Here is an 18766-nt window from a genome sequence, read left to right as displayed (position 1 = left end):
ATGTTTCCCACTGGGAAGCGTCTAGTAGAGAGCGGTTTGCAGGACATCAAACCTCTGATTTGGTCAGATAATGCGGTGTTCTGCCAAGTGACTTCTCTGGCTTCTGCCTTTTTTGCAGGACTTACGCAAAATCATGAAAAAACGAACCGCATTCGCGTTAGCGTCTCCCCGAATCCCAAAGGGAGAGGCTAACGCCAAGGGACAAGGACGCAAAGGACACGAAGGAATAGGAGTTTCAGAGAGTTTTTGCGTAAGTCCTATTTTTGGTGAAAAATGCGGAATTTACCTGAGGTAGCAATGGCACGTAAACGGTTGATTATTGAAATGGGGATGGGAATAGATCAACATGGACAAGAACCAACAGTAGCAGCATCTAGGGCAGTACGTAATGCGATCGCTCACAATGCTTTACCTGGTGTTTGGGAAGTTGCAGGTTTAAGTCATCCCAATGAAATGATTATAGAAGTTCAGGTAGCAGTGCCATACCCTGAACAAGTTAGGGAAGAAGAGGTACTCGCTGTTCTACCATTTGGTCGAAAAACTCTTATCGTAGAATCTGGAGGGATGGTAGTTCAAGGGCGGGCTATTCCCGAACTTAATGATAAAAATGACGAAATGTTGATTGCGATCGCAGCTGTTACAGTTCTGATCGAAAATGATTAACTGAGGCTCTGCGCTAAACTAAAAAATATTGGGATAGAAATCTCTGGCAGTAAGTTCAATACACCAATAATCTTTACCACTGCGGCGATCATGTCTCAAGAGTATAACGAATCACTCCAACTTCAGGAAATCACCAAACTCAAACCAAAACACTTTGCTGATTTAGTCAGATCGGCACAATTGGTTTTCGACCCCACAGCTGGAGTTTCGGGAAGAAATATCACAGTTGACTGGGAACAATTCGGAATTCCCCATGATGTGGCGGATAATCTCAAATTACTTGGTCAGCAGTACCAATATGCCTCTCCTCACATCCCTGTTGAAGTCATTTGGAGTAAATTAACTCCAGAAACTCGTATTTGGTTTGTTGAAAATAAAGATCGGTTGTGGCAGCTTGAAGAAGCTTTCCCAGCCCTTGACGAAGATTAAACGGCTGAACCATTGAAAGGAATACCAATTATTTGTAGGGGTACGACGGCTTGTTGTGCCCCTATAATTTATAAAAATTATTGTTTGAATGGAACACGCGATAAATTTAGACCTAGTAGACTGTGGCATTGTTAATTCGACAGACTACTAGTTACAGCAGTTTTCTTTTGCATAAAGTACAAAGTTACGGGTTTGGAGTCAGGAGGTAGAAACTCTTTATATCTAATGCGTGAGTCTTGCATTTTGTACCTAACTTAAAAAGCAAACTGCTGTATCTTGTGCGATCGCATTAGTTTGAGTACATCAGTTAAATTAATAAGAAAGCTTGTATAGATGAATCAAAGCCCAAGTGTTACTCCCAACCTGGAAGAACATACTCATAAAAATCCGATTGTTACCAAACAGCAGTTATTTGCAAAGCAACTAATTGTCATTGTCTTGGAAATGCTTCTGGCATTACCTCTGGGTTTACTCCTCGCCAAGTTCCAAATTGGCAGGATTGCCTGGATATTCGGCGGGATTGCCGCTGGTACACTGGTTCTTCAAGGGTATCGAATTCTTTATCAATATTCCCCCCAACCTAACCGCACTGCTAGAAAAGTCGGAATGGCACTTGTCGGCTTAACTGTTGGCGCTTCTAATACCCACGCTAATCTAGCTAGTGTTGCTTCTAGTATTCCCATTTTTATTTTTCTTACCTTGTTTCTGCTGCTGAGTGGTAGCTGTATTGGTTACATTTACTCCCGCATCAGCAAAACCAACCTATTGACAGCAATGCTGGCTACAGTTCCAGGTGGTGTGGGAATTATGGCAGCGATCGCCGCCGATTACAATAAAAATGTTAGCTTGGTTGCCCTAGTTCAGGCGATTCGCGTCACCTCTGTAGTTGTTCTAATTCCCTTCATCGCTAGGACATCAGCGGGTAGTTACTATCCTCAAACACTCTCAATCAACAGTACTTGGCTCAATGTCGATCCATCTCAACTAGAACTACTCTTGTTAGTACTGGTAATCACTGGATTAGTAGTTTATCCAGCGATATTGTTTAAAATTCCTGCTGGTGATTTCTTTGGTGCATTGTTGATTGGTATCGGTTTTAATCCTTTGCTACATTCGCTGCCTTTTGTGGGTGATATTAGCTTTAGTCCGCCGCCCTTAATTAACTTATTGGGTCAAATGCTCTTGGGAATTACCATTGGTGAATATTGGGGAGACAAACCCAACTTTAGAAAGCAGACTGTTGGCTATGCCTTGATATCTGTAGGCATGACCTTCGTAGCCGGAGCGATCGCTGCTATACTTGCGATGCAATTAACCTCTTGGGATTGGTTAACCTGTCTGCTAGTCACAGCACCAGGAGGATCGGCAGAAATGATTCTGGTTTCTCTAGCATTGAATCATAATGTTGAAATTGTGACAACGGGTCATTTAGTGCGACTGATTGCGATTAATAGTTCCCTACCACTTTGGGTGTTTTTGTTTCGCCGTCTGGATGAGCAATTTTCTGAACCAGTTTAATTGATTTGGGCATTGGGCATGGGGTTCTGTGGGGCAGGGCGAAAATAAGAGCAGAATTACTAAGGAATAAGAATTAAATAATATATAACAATTTATGTCCCTGGTTTACCTCACCCTCAATCCCTCTTCTTATAAAGCAATACGCTTGGGTTAAGGGCTACTGACAACAATTTTGGGTTTTCGAGACGCGATAAATCGCCGTCTCTACAAGTGTTTTGTTGCTCATTCTGAACTGTATTGTCTTATAAAGGAGAGAGAAGCTAGAGACAGGATGGAGTTTTGCATTTTATTTAATCCACGTTCCTTAGTGCCATTCGGCTATGGGGCATTGGTCATTGGCATTGTCCCTACTCAATTATTTCCCCACCTCCCCAACTTCTAAAGATGCAACTTGAATGCTGATAGCTTATTCTTTTGTTATCTAAATACAAAGGATGCTTTAGATGGTTGCCCAAATCCAAGAACTTGAAGCCCAGCACTGGGTTAAAACTCGTTCTTCCCTCGACCCTAGCGAATCTACTTTCCTGATTTGGAAAGGTAAAATTTACGCTTTTATCCCCGGTGAGAAAAGACAACTCCTGTTTAAAATCCTGGGATTGAGTGTTAGCCGATGTATCCCCACAGCAGAAGGTAGCTGGGATTTTACTTCTAGGGAACTAACTTATTACCTCAATCCAAAAACAGATGAAATCTTACCCAAATGGGAGAATCCTTGGACAGGCGAGACAGTTCCGGTGATTCACGTTGCCAATAATCCCGTGCAGGGAAGGTTTGAGGGAAATTTCCCCGCACAAGTAGATGGTGACAGCACAACCTTCGTTTTTGATATATTTCCCCATTACCCTAATCCCTTAGCAGGCGATCCCAAATTTGCCGAATACAGCCCAAATCCAATTTATCAGGCAGCGGAATTGTTTAAATTAACAGTGCCAACCACAGATTTATTCAATCCAGCACTTTCCTCTGTTTCTGAACTCAAACTGAGTTGGGATAGAATTGGTCAATGGCTTCCTTGGATGAAAATGGGTGATCGCCCCGGTCAACTTATCTACAGTGCTGTTGGTAGCAAAGTCAATGGTTTAATAGAACTGCCCCCAGTGCTGCAAGACGAAATTAATAACCGTATTCCTCTATATAAAAAAGCCCCAAAAGCATTGATAGATGGCGAAGATATGACTTCCTGGTTATACTTCCAAAAGCACTTTCAAGCATACTTGGCTGGTGAAATCTTCCCACTTCCCCAAGCAGAAGAGTTGTAAACTAGCTGGAAAACAACATCTAAAGTCGGTTGCTAAGAATAAAATCGACCTTCACTGTTGCGTCAGCTTCCCGCAGGGTACAAGATTTCAGTGACTCCAAATTAGGAGGAGTTCAATTCGGAGCGAAACAACGTGACTTTTTATTGCGATAATTCCCAAGGGGGACGCGCTCCTCACTGGTTAGTCAAAGGGGGATAGATGACACTCAAGCGATTGGTTTTATTTTTTGTACTGACGCCGATAGCAGTTCTGTTGGCAGTTTCGGCTTTATTTGGTAGTTGGCAAGAACCTCAGTTTCAAAGTCGCCTGGAACTATACCAAACCAATATTGCTCTACAAGCTCAAGCTTGGCAATCAGAAGATAGCAACAATGACAATCTCCAGTCGATTCGGGAAGCAATACTTGGTGAGCAACCCCTGGAAAATGCTACAAAGCAGTATCAGGAGGCGCGTCAATCAGTTCAAGCTAATTTAGACAAAGTTAACAATAAACTTGCACAATTACGCTCTCAAGCTGAAATCACTCCCACACCTCCGAAACCTCTACCAGACCTTCCTCCCCCGACTAAAACCTCTAGACAGGGAAAACAACCGTTACAGCAATCCCTCAAGCAATTACAAAAATTACTCGCTGAATTAGACTTGCGCTTGGGAATTTTACAAGCACAGCAAGGACAGACGGATACAGCTCTCAAAACTTGGAGCGAATTACAACAACGCTCAAATATCAATCCAGAATTTGGACAAACCGCTGCTGTATTAAGTGGACTGTGGAGCAATCCTCCTCGTCTCCTCCCAAATGCTCAAGAACCAATTCAAAGGAATTTAGAAGGTTGGTTTCGCTCTAATGCTTTGGTTAAGCTATATCAACTCCAGCAACGACAAGACGCTTTATCAACTGTAAAAGCTGCACAACAAGAATCATCGGCTCAAGCGATGGTGAAATTGGCGGTTATTGGCACTATTCCCACCTTGGCAGCTTTAATTGGTTTAATACTGCTGATTTTATTATTTGCTCAACGCTTGTTGAAAGGAAAAGCCTCGTTATTAGCTCAAAATGCTGATATCTCTTGGTCAACGCCTTGGGATGGTGAAACGGTTTTGCAGGTTTTTATCATCGGCTTTTTCTTCATGGGGCAAATTTTTGTACCCTTGGTAATATCGGTGCTACCTATCCCACGTCCCATTGTGGATGTGCGACTTCAGGCGTTTTCTGTCTTGGTTAGTTACCTATTGGTGGCATTAGGTGCGCTGTTAGTGCTGTATTTCTCTCTCAAGCGCTTTTTTCCATTACCAGAATTCTGGTTTCGCTTCCGTTTTCAAGATAATTGGTTTTGGTGGGGACTGGGAGGCTATTGCACGGCTTTACCTATAGTTGTGGTGGTATCTTTGATTAATCAACAGCTATGGCAAGGACAAGGTGGTAGTAATCCTCTGTTGCAACTAGCCCTAGAAAGCCAAGATGGTGTAGCACTTGGCATATTTTTCTCCACAGCCGCGATCGCAGCCCCATTTTTTGAAGAAATTCTGTTTCGCGGTTTTTTGTTACCCTCTCTGACTCGTTACTTACCCGTATGGGGATCGATTCTGCTCAGTAGTTTGTTATTTGCGATCGCTCACCTCAGCTTGTCAGAAATTCTTCCCCTCACCGCATTGGGGATTGTCTTGGGAGTAGTTTACACGCGATCGCGTAACCTCCTCGCCCCGATGCTCCTCCATAGCCTCTGGAATAGTGGTACACTATTAAGCTTATTTGTTTTAGGTAGTAATTAATACTAATATAGTACTGTTGATCAAAACCAAAATATTTGCTTTTATCTCCATAAGTAGAGACAATTAACTACTTACAATTGGTTCAAGCATAAATAGTGGCTGAAAACCAAATTGAGATCGTGGCAAAAGCAAATCAAAGAATGCTGTTAACATAGGCAACAAACTATCTAGTACAAGAAGGCAAAAGTAAAAAGAAAGAATGCTTATTTTGTAAGCTTTCTGGCTATTTTAAATGGGTGGTTTATTTACGCCATGTTGTACTAGTTAAGCATTTATTCTCATTCGGATGATTTTAGCCATTTTCGAGATGTTAATTGTCTTCCCGAACCATTTTTAGCTGTCATAAATTGGATTGCAATTCCGTTTTGCGCTCATCGAAGTGGAGATCGGCAACTAAAAAGGGGTTAGAAAGAAGTGGAAGATGCATCTTGTGCTTCTAGGCTCCTACTAGCCACACAGTTGGTCTGTTGGTGCGATGGCGTTTCATACCCGCTAGCGATTGCCAAAAAAATCCGGAAATAATACTGATGGACTTGTAAAAAGTTGTGTATGTAGCAGCTTTTGCTGATTATTGAGGTTCATTGTTCTCAAGATAAATGTCTTACCTAAAAATCTGCAAAACTGCTGCACCAGAGTTGCGATCGTCAAATCCATCAAAAGTGATGAAGGAGCGCCAGATTTTCAGGCTATGCCACAAGACTTAGCGTTCCCTCTGGAATAGAAGCACGCTGATTTTGGTTATTCGTCTTGAGGCTGACTCATACTGAAAAAATTAAAAATCTATTTATTTAAGTAAGTAAACGTATTTGCTTTCATTACAATAAAGACTTTATTTTTATACTCACTTATCAAGGAGCAACACTTATATGGCAAATCTCAACCCCAGTCACCCCACCAAGCAACTTCTATCTGGTTACTGTGGCATTATCCTGGGAGCATTTGGGGTTCATAAGTTTATTCTAGGATACGCTGTGGAAGGCTTGATCATGTTGGTAATTTCTGTAGTTGGGGGTTCTTTCACCTACGGCATTGCCTTGTTAGTTATGCAGCTTGTAGGTTTAGTTGAAGGCATGATCTACTTGAACCAGTCCCCTGAAAAATTCGTAAATACCTACTTTGTGAAAAAGCAGGGCTGGTTTTAGCTTAAACAAAAATTCATCCCACACTCACCCAAAGGGGAGTGTGTGGAGTACGTCACTAGTTTTCCAGCAAATTTGATCCGTGTAAATTGGTAAAAAATCTAATAAAAAAGCCATATACCAAGACACTTTCAACCCTGTTTCCTATTTCCTATTCCCTATTCCCTGCTGTATATACAGCACTTATTTATACTGATATGCTGACTCTTAAACCTAAACATCTTACCTCGGTGATGTTCCTTGTGTTGGGCTTAGGATATTTCAGTGCTATGTCTAATTTGGAAGTCAACTATTTTTTAAAAAGCCTAATTGCGCTGATGCCAATACAGGTTGGAGCTATTATTTACATAACTTATCTACGCTGGAGCCGTCGTTAACCCTCAGCGAAGTACGATAAATTAATAATTTTAATATGGTTGACGTTCAGTCGTAGTCCGATATTTCGCCTACGCTCAAATTAGAGACGCTTTTAGTCAGGCGTTGAATTTCTGTAGCGAATCTAAACACTTGCCATGCAACTTGTCCCAAAAACTAAGCTAGCCCCAGAACTTGAACCAATTCTAGAGAAAATTATTCTCGATGTTGGGGGCATGAAGTGTGCTGGGTGTGTGAATGCAGTAGAGCGACAGCTAACCCAACATCCAGGAGTTAAGAGTGCCTGTGTAAACCTGGCCACAGAGGTAGCAGTTATAGAGTCAGAAGTTGGTGCAGTAGATGCAGATGCACTGGCACAGCGATTAACAGGCGTTGGATTCCCGACTCAACCCCGAAAAGCTAGTGGCACAGTAGCAGGTGAGATATCTACCCTACCAGACCCAGCAGAACGCCAACGCCGCGAAATGCGATCTTCGGTAAGACAGTTAGCGATCGCTGCGGTGTTGCTATTATTGTCGGGAAGTGGACATTTTGGTAATCTTGGTAGCTCAATGCTACCAGTGCTAAATAACATCTGGTTTCACTGTGGACTGGCGACAGTGGCGCTATTAATTCCCGGTCGCTCGATTTTAGTAGATGGCTGGCTGGGGTGGCGGCGAAATGCACCCAACATGAACACCCTAGTGGGATTAGGAACACTCACAGCCTACATTGCTAGTTTAGTAGCACTACTCTTTCCCAAAATGGGTTGGGAGTGCTTCTTTGACGAACCAGTAATGATGTTGGGCTTTATTCTCTTAGGAAGGACATTAGAGCAACAAGCTAGAGGTCGCGCCGCCGCCGCATTTAGGAAATTGCTAGCACTCCAGCCACTCTTAGCGCGATTGATTGCCAATCCAGATAAAGTTGGAGTGGGTTCTTCTAGTATAGAAATTCCTGCGGAACAGGTGCGTGTCGGTGAATGGTTACAAGTGCTGCCAGGTGATAAAATCCCCGTTGATGGTGAAGTGGTTGTTGGTCAAACAACAGTCGATGAGTCAATGCTGACTGGGGAAGCCGTGCCAGTAATTAAGCAACCAGGGGATATGGTGACAGGGGGGACACTAAACCAATCAGGAGCGATCGCTATTCAGGCAACCCGTATTGGAAGTGATACAACTCTAGCTCAAATTGTCGCCCTAGTAGAAGCCGCCCAAACTCGGAAAGCCCCAGTACAAAAATTAGCAGATACAGTAGCAGGTTATTTCACCTACGGGGTGCTAACAGCATCTTTATTAACATTTGTCTTTTGGTACTTTTTCGGCACTCACATCTGGACTGATATCACCATGTCTGGTGGTATGAAAATGATGAGCCACACTACAGATGAAGCTCCCCACTCCCCTTTATTAATTAGTTTAAAACTAGCGATCGCAGTGATGGTAGTCGCCTGTCCCTGTGCTTTAGGACTTGCTACACCAACAGCCATTCTTGTCGGCACTGCTATGGGTGCAGAACGGGGTCTGTTAATCAAAGGTGGCGACGTTTTAGAAAAAGTACACCAACTAGACACGGTAGTTTTTGATAAAACAGGCACTCTAACCACAGGTAATCCTATCGTCACAGATTGTCTGTTAATTGAGGGATTGGGGACTGGGGGCTGGGGACTGGGCACTGAAAATTCCCAATCCCTAATCCAACTAGCAGCAGCCGTAGAAAGCGGTACTCACCACCCTCTAGCAAAAGCGATTCAGCAAGAAGCACAGCGACAACAGTTATCTATTCCAAAAGCTGTGAACTTTCATACGGAACCGGGATTAGGGGTATCTGCTGTGGTGGATAACACAGTTGTGCTATTGGGTAACTGGGACTGGTTGAGTTGGCACGGCATTCCCATTAGTGAAACTGCACAACAGGTAGCACAGGATTTGGCAACAAATGGTAAAACAGTCGTTTGTGTAGCAATTGGGGGAGCTTTAGCCGGATTAATTGGTGTTTCTGATACCCTCAGACCAGATGCCCAATCCACCGTAGATAAATTGCGTCAGATGGGCTTACGGGTAATGTTGCTCAGTGGCGATCGCCCAGAAGCCGCTAGTGCCATAGCTAAACAACTAGGATTAGACAGCGCTGATGTCATCGCAGGTGTTCCCCCAGCCAAAAAAGCGGCTGCAATACAGTCTCTTCAGAAGGGGGGACTGGGGGCTAGGGACTGGGGACTAGGAAAAATTCTTCCCAATTCCCAATCCCCAATTCCCAATCCCCAATCCGTTGTAGCAATGGTGGGAGATGGAATCAATGATGCTCCAGCTTTATCTCAAGCAGATGTAGGAATTGCTTTACATTCTGGGACAGATGTGGCGATGGAAACTGCTGAAATTATTTTAATGCGCGATCGCTTAAACGATGTCGTCGAATCTATTCAGCTGAGTCGTGCCACCTTCAACAAAATCCGCCAAAATTTATTTTGGGCTTTTGCATATAATACAGTTGGCATTCCTTTAGCAGCAGGTGTTTTATTCCCTAGTCTGGGTTTTGTCCTGAACCCATCTGGTGCTGCTGCACTAATGGCTTTTAGCTCTGTGAGCGTCGTCACCAACTCAATATTATTACGGCGATTAGCTCATCACCCTTAGAATACTCCTTTACACGTAAAATTTCCCAGCACCAATCTTGGTAATTCCCATATAAGGAACTTCCAAATAAAAAATATCCAATTAACTCTTGTGGGGTGGGCATCTCGCCTGCCCAGTCCATAAGGCGGGCAAGATCCTCAATTTCTCACAAGCGAGAAATTGAGGGGTGTGGGGAGTGTGGGGAGAATGAGGAGGAATTGAGAATGGGCGCTTTATATCGAGCGCTTTGTACAACGCAGCACCTCCCACACCTCCCACACCTCCCACACTTCCCCACCCTATTAGTGAGAAATTCGGGAAGATGCCCACCCCACAATATTGGATAATTTATTTCTTGGAGTTCCCTAAAGTTAAACTGAGTCGGTACTCAAGTTTTATCGGCTCACAAACCTTTTTTAGACACTTACCAAAGCTATCATAGCTACTGGAGTAGAACGGATATGTTCTACTCTTTCAAGGTATCATGCAATTTTAAAGCTTATTTAGATCAGCACCACAGATTTATGGTGCGCGAAAATGACAGGATACGATACTAAACAAATCTTGATTAATCATAGTTTCACCGATTTGTCAATGGCAGCAGAAACCAATGAAAACCATCTACTGATTATTGAAGACGATCAAGGTCGCAAAGAATTTTCTCTAGAGCACCCCGTCTACTCTATCGGTAGAGATCGCGAATGTAATATCCGTTTGATGTCGCAGTTTGTCTCCCGCCGCCATGCCACATTAGTGAGATTGCCACGAGAGCATAATAGTCATAGCTACTATTACCGGATTGTAGATGGCGATGTCAAAGGTAAGCCTAGTTCTAACGGTTTGATGATTAATGGACGCAAGATACCAGCCCACGATCTCAGAAATGAAGACGAGATCGTTTTTGGCCCTCAAGTACGTGCCATTTATTACCTTTTAAGAAATACTCAGCGTTTGGGACAAACGGATTCGAGTGAATACGACATTACACTAATAAACCCCGGTATGGCCGAGGATTTAGAGGATATAGGAGAGTGAATTATAACTACCAATCACTAACAATCACAGTCTGACATTCCCACAACTTTAAGTAGTGGAAGTGTCAATTAAATCACCAAAGCTATCCTGCAAGACTTTCAATCAAATGCCAATGGCGGCTACTTTCAATAGCCTGCTTGATAAATTCAAACATTTGTCGGCAGTAATTATCTAGTTGAAGTGGTAGTTCTTCGTTTTTAATCACAATACTCATCCGGGTTTCTGTTTCAGTAGATTTTGATTTGTCAATCAGTACTTCTACTGTTACCAATTTAGGAAAAGGAACATTGCCAGGAACTTGACGAGCGATAATGTAATCGCCCGTGTGGTATTGAATATCCAACTGACAGTCCTGTAGAAGTTCTACAAGTAACGGCAACAGATGGTCACTAGGAACAGAAACAACAAATGAACAGGTATAGCGAGCCATAATAGCCCCACGCCTTGCAACACTCCGTCCATCCTATAATACCGAAGCATCTAAACAGATAGTCATTAACAAAGCAAAGTTTTTGAGATCAGGCATGACCAACATCTGTTCTATGGATAGGGAAAGTGCCGTAAGCTGAAAGCTTGATCAAAAACTTTACAATAAAGGTTTGGCTGAGATAGAAAATGAAAGTCGCAATTACTGGAGCAACAGGATTTGTTGGTAATCTTTTGGTACAACGACTCCACGCTAAAGGTCATAAGATCGTAGTATTAACTCGGAACACCGCCTTTGCTCAAAAGGTTTTTCCATCTGAGGCTTTTCCCAATATAGAAATTGTTGCCTATACACCAAATGCATCTGGTTCTTGGCAAAGTGTCATCGCTAGTTGTGATGGTGTAGTTAATTTGGCAGGAGAACCCATTGGTGAAGGACGTTGGACACTTGAACGCAAACAAGAAATCCTCAATAGTCGAAAGTTAGGCACACAAAAAATAGTTGAAGCAATAGCTAACGCTAACCCCAAACCAACAGTCTTAATTAACGCTTCGGCTATTGGTTACTACGGCACCAGTGAAACAGCCACCTTTGATGAAACCAGTCTATCTGGTAACGATTTTCTAGCCCAAGTCAGCCAAGCCTGGGAAGCAGAGGCAACAAAGGTAAAAGATAGTGGTGTACGGCTAGTAATTCTGCGTTTTGGGATTGTTTTGGGCAATGGTGGTGCTTTAGGTAAGATGATTCCGCCTTTCAAACTCTTCGCGGGTGGGCCTATTGGCAGCGGGCGTCAGTGGTTCTCATGGATTCATGTAGACGACTTAGTTAACCTGATTTTGCAAGCTTTAAGTAAATCGGAAATAGAAGGTATATACAATGCCACTGCCCCTAACCCAGTTCGGATGGCAGATTTAAGCCAAACTTTGGGACAAGTTATGAATCGCCCTTCTTGGTTGCCTGTTCCTGCTTTTGCGATCGAAGCTCTTTTAGGAGACGGAGCTATAGTAGTTTTAGAAGGTCAGCAAGTCATCCCAAAACGCACTGTAGAAACTGGCTTTGAGTACAAATATCCTAATTTGCAATCAGCATTAACACAAATTCTTAATTAAAAGGACTGGGGAATGGGGACTGGGGAATGGGGAATGGGGACTGGGGAATGGGGACTGGGGACTGGGGACTGGGGACTGGGGAATGGGGACTGGGGACTGGGGATTGGGCAAGACAGGCAGAGGCGCAGAGGAGAGAAATTTTACCCTTGCTAATCTGCTTCTTTTTCATTACCCAGTCCCCAGTACCTAATTCCCAGTCCCCAGTCTATTGACTAGAAAGAAATTTTTTGGAAAACCAACTGATAATACCGCTGAGAATGGCACCGCCCATGAGGATGCCGATCGCTGGGTTAAATAAGGGTTGCCACAGTTGATGCCACAAATCCAAGCCCAGGTTTACTCCTACGGCATCACCGATCGCAGCGATCGCTAACCAGCCAAAGCCAAACAAAACCAAAAAAACATCTGCGACTAAAGCCATGTTTAGCCAATTTAACAATTTATCTTTCATGATTCGAGTTGAGAGTGGGGCATTGGGCATTGGGCATTGGGCATTGGGCATTGGGAAGAGACAACTTAGAGACTTACTTGAATAAATTCTCCCTAGTCCCTAGTCCCCAATCCCTAGTACCCAATCATCATTCTTCAAACAACCAATTTTTGACTTTTTTCAAACTCTGCCAATCTGGTTTTCTACTTAAACCGTCTTCAATACTATTTTTTATTTCATCACTCCATTCTTCATTGACAAAAATCAACTGTTGTGCTATGTCAATGTGTTCCCGTAAACCTTTTTGACCTGTTTCTAGCATTGCTAGGGCGAGATTTATTCTGGCTTGGGGATCTTGTGGATTTAACTTGACTGCTTTCTGTCCAGCTTTGTAAGCCAGGTTGGGTTTGTTATCAAGTAAATACAACCACGTTAAACAAACCCAAGCAGCACTAGTTTTAGGAGCGCGATCGCACACTTCTTTAAACACAGGGATTAAAGATTCTACCGATTCTCCAGCTTTATAGCGTTCTAAACCTGTATCAAACAGGGATTCAACTGTATTAGTCATTGGTCATTGGTCATTAGTCATTGGTCATTGGTCATTGGTCATTGGTGAGCCAGTGCGATCTTCTCACATTGGGAGAGGCTAGCGCCTTTCCTTCTCTACGAGAGGCTGCGCCAACGGAACGCGGAGCGTCTCGTAGAGAAGGGGGTTTCCCCCATGAGCAACTGGTTGGTGTTAGCGCAGCGTTAGCGAGGCACGAGCGTCACCAGAAGGGTCATTAGTCATTGGTCATTGGGCAACTGCAAATGATAAACGATAAATGACAAGGGACAAATGACAACTGACAATATTACACCCCAAATGACTTGCCGCAACCACAAGTTTGGTTAGCATTGGGGTTAGTGAATTGAAAACCACCGCCAATCATGGCATCGCTATAATCGAGCATTAAGCCGTAGAGATATAAAAGACTCTTGCGATCGCTGACAATTTTGAAGCCATCATAGTCAAAAACTTCATCCTGAGGGGTGATCTTGCTAGTGTCTTCAAAGTCCATCATGTAAGACATCCCAGAACAGCCACCCTGACGCACTCCTACCCGTAAGCAGAAGTCTGTGCCTTGCTTGTCCCGGAGGGATTTTACCTGGTGCAATGCGGCTTCGCTCAACAGAATTCCGCGTTGTTGAGCCTGAATTGCTTGTGTCATCTGCTTTTTAAACTCCTTAAATTAGTCTAAGCGTTACCCGATATCGGCTTGTTAATGCCTCTGGGTTGCTCTTGAGTGTTTTTGTATTCATTCTAGCGGCTTAGAAGTTGCTAGATGCCAAATTGTAAACACTCTGTTAAAAGCAGCCAAAGATTTTTATTCTAGAATTGAGAGACTCAGTATATTTATACGAGAAGGCAGGAGGCAGGAGGAAAGAATAATGAAAACTTTAGTTATCGGTATAAAATCCAGTTTAAAAAGAAGAATTGTATCGAGGCATTTAACCCGTGCTGAGTAAAAATCCCAGTCCCTAAGTAAGTCGGCGTAAATAATTATCGTTGCGATAAGGCAGGGGGCAGGGGGCAGGGAGCAGGGAGCAGGGGAAGAAAGGGTTTGAGCCTTATTTACTTTTATTTACACAGTTTGGTTTTATTGTGCCGACTTACTTAGAACATTTTCATACAAGGCTTTAGAAACTCGTTTCATCGGGACTACCTTCTGCCTCCTGCCTCCTAAGCCTTGCGGCAGCCTGAGAAGCAACCACCCTTCAGGTGCAGCCATAAAAATTTAATCCGAGACTAACTATTTCCCAAAGTTTACTTCCAAATTGCTTCTTTTGATCTCTATGACAAGTTTTAATCGCTCTACCAGTCGTCGGTTGAAGAAATTAACTCAAATTCCTTCTGTATGGGAGGGCGATCGCCGTCCGTTGTCATCACCAAACCAGTTCTCAGACTCAGAGGCAAAGGGAGAATGCATTCTTTGGGTAGATTACTCCCAAGGTGTTGTTCGAGGCATGGACATAGTAGCCTCAGATATTGGTCCAGAAGCAATAGTTCGCACCTTAATGCAAGCTATGGAGCATCCCCAGAGTCCGGCAAGACCTGCTAGACCTCAAAGAATTGTAGTCAAAGACCGCGAGATCCAATTTTACCTGCGGGGAGTGTTACAAGATTTGGATATTGCCATTGACTACGCACCAGAACTTCCTTTAATTGACGAACTATTTCGTGGATTTGCTGATATTCTCGATAGTCAAACTCCCGACTTACCCCCACAGTATGCACAAATATTACGAGAAAAAGCATTTGCAATTTGGCAAGTAGCACCTTGGGAATTTTTGGAAGAACAGCAAATTTTGTCAATTGAGATTAATAAGTGGGATGTTGGTACACTCTATGCCTCAGTTATGGGAATGCTGGGAATGGAATATGGGATTTTGTTTTATCGTTCAGAGGAGTCTTTAAAACAATTTCGCGCCGCAGTTTTAACAGATCAAGAATCCACAGAGCATTTAGAAGAAGCGTTCCTCAAGCAAGATTGCTTGTTTCTCACTTTTGAGAGTGCTGATGAAACCGATGAAGATGAGGATGAAGAAGATGATTTGGCGGATCTGCCATTATCAGAAATTGACCCCACCTTCGGTAATATCCACCCCTTAGAAGGACTACGGTCTGTTTTGTATGACGAAGAAGCATTGGTAATCTTAGTTGCGATCGAAAGCCTGAGCCGCTTTATTCGCGATCACCGTCGCCAGCTTCATGAAGATATCTTCCCTACTCTGGTCCGTCGCTATCGCATTTCTCTGCCGCAATCGGAAGAATCAACTAAATCTGTGCCTGTGACAGTCTCTACCATGCCGCAGTTAGCAGCAGAATTAGAGGAAATGGCCGGTTTTGATATCGACGATCAGGAGATTGACAACCCTGACTTCCAATCATTACAAGATGATTTGATACCAGAAGATTCCTTCCTCAGCTTAGGTGTGGTGTCCTGGGAAATCTTGGAGTCCCTGCGAAAGGGAGTCAGCTACCATCAGGCTGGTGAAATCAAACAAGTGGGTGATGGTTTGCCAGTAATTTTAATTCAAACTTCCCGACCCAAGGCGAAAACTGTAATTGAGAGAATTGAAGCAACAGGTGGACTGAGAGCAATTTGCTTTAATCCGGGTGCTGACCCCTTCGATGGCGATCGCTACGACCTGGGTTTATTGCAAACTCAAAATGGTGAATTGTTCCTATTCGGTGAATTTTTAGACGAAGATCCGACTCATGTCGAAGCCCGAAAAAAATGGAATCAGCGGTGTAAAAATACTAAGGGCTACTGTGGCTTAATCATTGCTAAAGGACTAACGGGAGCCTCCCGTGGCAATCCTCAGTTACGAGATATGATGGCTTTGTTTGAAGCGCGATCGCTTTCACCCAAAGATTTAGGTATTGGCACTCTCCAACTGATGCCCCAACTGAAATTTGAATAGTTGCACGAATTTCCATAATTCACGCCTGATGTGAATTAAAAATGTTCCTTGTCCCATAGGCATTTTGAGGGTCGGTCAAGACATCGAATATCTTACCAGAAAATCCTCTCCCAAGGGGAGACGCTTTAGCGCATGGGTATTCGTCATCCATCGAGAATTTATTTTTTACAAAGTAAAAAATAAATTCCAGATGTAATCCTCACTTCGTGACGCTGTTCGCGAACATCCCCCGCTCACAATCCCTATCTTAGGAGTACCTTGAAAATGGGGACTTCCGCGAAGCATTAAATCAATGTGAGTTCGATAAACCTCTCCTTGCTTTGAACTTTAGTTCAAGTTTTTCTCCGAGTCGGAGAGGGACGGTTTTGCTTAGTAAAACTAGGGAGAGGTCTTTTTGACGGCTAATTATATGGACATTATATGACTCGTCAAACTCATGTCCTTTTAAGAGGTGCAAAAAATTCTTAAAATCCCCCGATCAATTGGGGGATTTAGGAGGATCTTCAATGGTTGTGGTTTTGTACAAAGATGTGTGATGTGTACACCGTAGTTATACCAATTTGAAAAATGATTGCGACAGATGGTTTCACAAAAACCAGACACAGAAAGCGATTCCCAATCCGAAATCTAAAATCTAAAATTCAAAATGGTATTACTAAGGGATGGGTGGGTTATCTGTCGGAAACATTTTTTGAATTGGTATAGCTTTACCTTAATTTCATGAAGTACCTGTATTTTCATAATTTTTCATTCATCTCATTGAAATATTTTCAGTATAAATAGCTACAAAGTACTAAAAACTATCTGCAAAGCTTGCTTTAATCAAACCTAGCTGATGCACTTAGATATCTAAATCTTTTTTTAGCAAGTTTTTGAGTTGAGCATCTTCTAATATATCAATATCATTAAGCAAAAGTTAAAATGTATATCTTTTTCTTTGTAATTTTTTTATAAAGCATGAAAAGTAGCTTATTGAATGTCTAAATGAAGATTATTTAAAGTACGTAAATAATGGCTATAATGAACAAACCACCGGAGGATATTGAAATATACAATTATTTTTATAGGTATACTTACCAAATAGTAAATAGTTGTAAATCAATTTTTCTGGCAATAGTTTATCTCTTAGCTTAAATCTGATAAGAAGATTTGCTGTTGAATTTTTAGTGCCATGATTGACTAAAAATTATTCACATAACCTATAGATAGATGAATAGGAAAAATGCAAAACAGTTGTTGGATTGAAAGCAAATTATAAGCTGTTGCGCCTTTAATTTGCACTAATATTTTTCCAATATGATTGTGGGGTGGGCAACATGAGCGCCCTCATAATGCAAGTTGTATACGTAACAGCTTATCGCTAGAGGGAAGATAAAAAATACGCAAAATTTAATCGTATATTTACGAGAACTTTAGTGTAAAAGCATGAAATAAAACTAAAATATTATTATCGACAACAGTCAATTAACATCACATCTACCTGGGTTAATTCATCTGTGTGAAATTACAGATAATGCTGTCAAAATTTACCAAAATAATTGGCTATTTACACCCAGTAGACTGAGTTTCGTTCCCTTTTTTATAGCTACTACATTGGCACTGAAAAGCAATCAGCTTGATCGAGGTAAGCCAAAATTTATAGCCGTTCAAGTAGCTCTAAATTCTTGCTTACAGTAATGGGTGCAGATGGGAGTTTGTTCTGGAGCGATCGCTTATTTGCCTACTTTATAAGTGACTATTCACCTTCTACACAAGCCACTCCAAGCCGCCTGTAAGGCAGCATTTCAGCACGATTGTGATTCTGAAGTTTTATTTTCTAGTGTTCTAGCGGATGTTCTCTCCAAACAGGTTTGGCGAACTTAGTTAAGAGAGAAGGTCAAGTGCTTTCGATGAAGAATAACTTTGTAAATCTTCATTGAGTCAATAGTAGGTGTCTCAAATTGATTTATCAAATTTCATTGTCAGTCTTTACTCATGCTGTTAGTAGGGTTATTACCTTCAAAAGCAACTATGTGCTAATTATGCTGTCACAATAGTAACAAATAAAGTATCGCTTTTTGATTTTTTTAGAAAATTATGAATCCTTTGACAAAACGAACATTTTTAATATTAATGGTATTACTTGTTTCCTGAGACAAACTCTGATAACCTTATCGGTTCCCTCTTTAATTTAGACTCTTTCGACCATCTAAATATACAGCAAATAGCATGATAATGACAAATAAAAAATGGGCCGTTAAACGCATAACAGTTAATCTCGCAACACAGGAAGCGGAAAAACTAGAAAAATATTGTCAGCAAACAGGTAGACCTGCAACTGACGTGATTCGTGAACTGATTAGAAGTTTACCTGTTTCTGACGACAGCAAAGATGGAAATAAGTAAGAAGTTACTTTCATGACTTATCCAGAAAACTGCTTTGCCACCAAAAAAATATCTATGATACTTTTGAGAGTCCGCTGCTATGGACAAGAGTTTGTCTAGATGATACAGACGCGTTTTTCTCGCGTCTGGTCATTTGCTGGGACTAAAAGAAGTAATCAA

Annotated in this window: 16 protein-coding genes; 12 read left to right on the top strand and 4 right to left on the bottom strand. The window is 42.2% G+C overall.

Annotated features, from left to right (window positions below; genetic code table 11):
- Nucleotides 1–297 precede the first annotated feature (297 nt).
- The 8 genes from V7K67_RS20540 to V7K67_RS20505 all read left to right on the top strand — a co-directional run bounded on the left by V7K67_RS20540 (nucleotide 298) and on the right by V7K67_RS20505 (nucleotide 10785).
- Nucleotides 298–663 (top strand): Lin0512 family protein, encoded by a 366-nt coding sequence (locus tag V7K67_RS20540; protein WP_292850790.1) that lies wholly within the window; start codon nucleotides 298–300, stop codon nucleotides 661–663.
- 90 nt (nucleotides 664–753) lie between these two features.
- Complete coding sequence (locus V7K67_RS20535) at nucleotides 754–1092, top strand: hypothetical protein (RefSeq protein WP_179065469.1); 339 nt, start codon at nucleotides 754–756, stop codon at nucleotides 1090–1092.
- 333 nt (nucleotides 1093–1425) lie between these two features.
- Entirely contained in the window at nucleotides 1426–2610 is a 1185-nt protein-coding gene (locus tag V7K67_RS20530) for an AbrB family transcriptional regulator (RefSeq protein ID WP_334732071.1), read from the top strand.
- Between the two features lie 443 nt (nucleotides 2611–3053).
- Nucleotides 3054–3869: a DUF1838 domain-containing protein gene (locus V7K67_RS20525; RefSeq protein ID WP_334732072.1), complete on the top strand. Its 816-nt coding sequence runs from the start codon at nucleotides 3054–3056 to the stop codon at nucleotides 3867–3869.
- Between the two features lie 198 nt (nucleotides 3870–4067).
- Nucleotides 4068–5642, top strand: a complete 1575-nt coding sequence (locus V7K67_RS20520) for a CPBP family intramembrane glutamic endopeptidase (protein WP_334732073.1) — start codon at nucleotides 4068–4070, stop codon at nucleotides 5640–5642.
- Between the two features lie 866 nt (nucleotides 5643–6508).
- On the top strand, nucleotides 6509–6784 hold the full coding sequence (locus tag V7K67_RS20515; RefSeq protein WP_334732074.1) for a TM2 domain-containing protein: 276 nt from the start codon (nucleotides 6509–6511) through the stop codon (nucleotides 6782–6784).
- A 509-nt stretch (nucleotides 6785–7293) separates the two neighbouring features.
- A complete protein-coding gene (locus V7K67_RS20510; protein WP_335168133.1) occupies nucleotides 7294–9771 on the top strand; it encodes a heavy metal translocating P-type ATPase in 2478 nt (825 codons plus the stop codon).
- 516 nt (nucleotides 9772–10287) lie between these two features.
- Nucleotides 10288–10785 (top strand): FHA domain-containing protein, encoded by a 498-nt coding sequence (locus V7K67_RS20505; RefSeq protein WP_334705910.1) that lies wholly within the window; start codon nucleotides 10288–10290, stop codon nucleotides 10783–10785.
- An 82-nt stretch (nucleotides 10786–10867) separates the two neighbouring features.
- On the opposite strand, the gene V7K67_RS20500 is transcribed toward V7K67_RS20505, so the two are convergent.
- Nucleotides 10868–11215 (bottom strand): hypothetical protein, encoded by a 348-nt coding sequence (locus tag V7K67_RS20500; protein WP_334705911.1) that lies wholly within the window; start codon nucleotides 11213–11215, stop codon nucleotides 10868–10870.
- Nucleotides 11216–11400: 185 nt separating this feature from the next.
- Between V7K67_RS20500 and thyD the strand changes: the two genes are divergently transcribed.
- Nucleotides 11401–12321 carry a thylakoid membrane protein ThyD gene (gene thyD, locus V7K67_RS20495; protein WP_334732077.1) on the top strand — a complete coding sequence of 307 codons (921 nt, stop codon included), beginning with the start codon at nucleotides 11401–11403 and terminating at the stop codon, nucleotides 12319–12321.
- A gap of 26 nt (nucleotides 12322–12347) precedes the next feature.
- Nucleotides 12348–12533, top strand: a complete 186-nt coding sequence (locus tag V7K67_RS20490) for a hypothetical protein (protein WP_335168130.1) — start codon at nucleotides 12348–12350, stop codon at nucleotides 12531–12533.
- Here V7K67_RS20490 and V7K67_RS20485 read toward each other — a convergent pair.
- The 3 genes from V7K67_RS20485 to V7K67_RS20475 form a co-directional block, all read right to left on the bottom strand.
- Nucleotides 12527–12772 (bottom strand): hypothetical protein, encoded by a 246-nt coding sequence (locus V7K67_RS20485; RefSeq protein ID WP_334705960.1) that lies wholly within the window; start codon nucleotides 12770–12772, stop codon nucleotides 12527–12529. The two genes, V7K67_RS20490 and V7K67_RS20485, sit on opposite strands and share 7 nt — an antisense overlap.
- Nucleotides 12773–12899: 127 nt before the next feature.
- Nucleotides 12900–13322: a tetratricopeptide repeat protein gene (locus tag V7K67_RS20480; RefSeq protein ID WP_334705913.1), complete on the bottom strand. Its 423-nt coding sequence runs from the start codon at nucleotides 13320–13322 to the stop codon at nucleotides 12900–12902.
- A gap of 286 nt (nucleotides 13323–13608) precedes the next feature.
- Nucleotides 13609–13965 carry an iron-sulfur cluster assembly accessory protein gene (locus V7K67_RS20475; protein ID WP_179069217.1) on the bottom strand — a complete coding sequence of 119 codons (357 nt, stop codon included), beginning with the start codon at nucleotides 13963–13965 and terminating at the stop codon, nucleotides 13609–13611.
- A 625-nt stretch (nucleotides 13966–14590) separates the two neighbouring features.
- Here V7K67_RS20475 and V7K67_RS20470 point away from each other — a divergent pair.
- Entirely contained in the window at nucleotides 14591–16222 is a 1632-nt protein-coding gene (locus tag V7K67_RS20470) for a DUF6930 domain-containing protein (protein WP_334732080.1), read from the top strand.
- A gap of 2208 nt (nucleotides 16223–18430) precedes the next feature.
- Nucleotides 18431–18607 (top strand): CopG family transcriptional regulator, encoded by a 177-nt coding sequence (locus V7K67_RS20465; protein ID WP_292845444.1) that lies wholly within the window; start codon nucleotides 18431–18433, stop codon nucleotides 18605–18607.
- Nucleotides 18608–18766 lie beyond the last annotated feature (159 nt).

It is taken from the genome of Nostoc sp. (assembly GCF_036917155.1).
Taxonomy (GTDB): Bacteria; Cyanobacteriota; Cyanobacteriia; order Cyanobacteriales; family Nostocaceae; genus Nostoc.
The sequence above is the reverse complement of the archived record's forward strand: the minus strand, read 5'-3'. Positions and strand labels throughout refer to the sequence as shown.